General features: G+C 58.7%; 2 protein-coding genes. Both read right to left on the reverse strand.

Features of this window, described 5'->3' with window-relative positions:
- Positions 1-3 precede the first annotated feature (3 nt).
- Complete coding sequence (locus BFP92_RS23560; RefSeq protein ID WP_083221788.1) at positions 4-303, reverse strand: DUF6124 family protein; 300 nt, start codon at positions 301-303, stop codon at positions 4-6.
- Positions 304-933: 630 nt separating this feature from the next.
- Complete coding sequence (locus tag BFP92_RS23565) at positions 934-1,233, reverse strand: DUF6124 family protein (protein ID WP_083221788.1); 300 nt, start codon at positions 1,231-1,233, stop codon at positions 934-936.
- Positions 1,234-1,566: the final 333 nt, after the last annotated feature.

The following is a 1,566-nucleotide window of genomic DNA, read 5'->3' on the forward strand; positions in this document are numbered from 1 at the left end:
GGGTTACGCGGCGTTCATGCACTCCAGTGCGCGGTCGGCAAGGGTTTTGGCCTGGTTGATCAAGTGCTCGGTGGCGCCGGCCATGTGGTGTTCATCGCCTGTCAGCGTTTGGCGCGTGCCTGCGGCAGTGGCGGCTGCACAGCGCAGCAAATCGCAGATTTGGGCGAGGGCGTCTTCGAAGCTGAGGTCGTGATGCACGGTGAAGGACGGCGGTGGGGCAGGTTGCAGGTAGTGGCGCAGGGCGCGCTCAAAGAGTTCGCGGTCGGGGGTGAAGCGGGGTGGGTCTGGGACGATTTTGGTCATGAATGAAACTCCTAAAAGGTTGGGAGCCATTCTTTTGCAGATCTCACTCAACAAAAGGTGGCAGCTATGTGCGGGGTGAGATAACCGGTCAGGAGCACCCGGCCAGACCTAAGTCTGCCCGCACACAGCCGCCATAGAGCATGTTGCTCGCGGTTGTGGCACTTGGCACTCCGTTCACAGGATCTCACTCCTGATCGCTGATATGCAGCGACGGAGCGAAGGCTAGCCAGTGAAGTGAGCAGGCGCAAGGCCGAAGGATTGTCTAGGAAACTTCCCGCAAATTAAAGGGATATGGACTGCTGGCCTTTAACAATGCATGTCGCCCAGGCAACACCCATCACCTGTGGGAGCTGGCTTGCCTGCAATGGCCATAGGTATCTACACAACCGATTAGTGGCCAGTGAGCTGTTGTGGCGAGCAGGCTTGTCCTGCGTTGGGCCGCGAAGCAGCCCCAAACCCAGACACTGAGTTCTTTCAGGAAAATTGCGGTGCCTTATGGGGCCGCTTCGCGGCCCAACGCAGGACAAGCCTGCTCGCCACAGGAGAAATAGGCTGCCTTCAGAAGTTGTGTAGATACCTATGGCCATTGCAGGCAAGCCAGCTCCCACACAAGCCAGTTCCGGCAGAGGGTTACGCGGCGTTCATGCACTCCAGTGCGCGGTCGGCAAGGGTTTTGGCCTGGTTGATCAAGTGCTCGGTGGCGCCGGCCATGTGGTGTTCATCGCCTGTCAGCGTTTGGCGCGTGCCTGCGGCAGTGGCGGCTGCACAGCGCAGCAAATCGCAGATTTGGGCGAGGGCGTCTTCGAAGCTGAGGTCGTGATGCACGGTGAAGGACGGCGGTGGGGCAGGTTGCAGGTAGTGGCGCAGGGCGCGCTCAAAGAGTTCGCGGTCGGGGGTGAAGCGGGGTGGGTCTGGGACGATTTTGGTCATGAATGAAACTCCTAAAAGGTTGGGAGCCATTCTTTTGCAGATCTCACTCAACAAAAGGTGGCAGCTATGTGCGGGGTGAGATAACCGGTCAGGAGCACCCGGCCAGACCTAAGTCTGCCCGCACACAGCCGCCATAGAGCATGTTGCTCGCGGTTGTGGCACTTGGCACTCCGTTCACAGGATCTCACTCCTGATCGCTGATATGCAGCGACGGAGCGAAGGCTAGCCAGTGAAGTGAGCAGGCGCAAGGCCGAAGGATTGTCTAGGAAACTTCCCGCAAATTAAAGGGATATGGACTGCTGGCCTTTAACAATGCATGTCGCCCAGGCAACA

This window comes from Pseudomonas sp. 58 R 3, assembly GCF_900006605.1.
Taxonomy (GTDB): domain Bacteria; phylum Pseudomonadota; class Gammaproteobacteria; order Pseudomonadales; family Pseudomonadaceae; genus Aquipseudomonas; species Aquipseudomonas salomonii.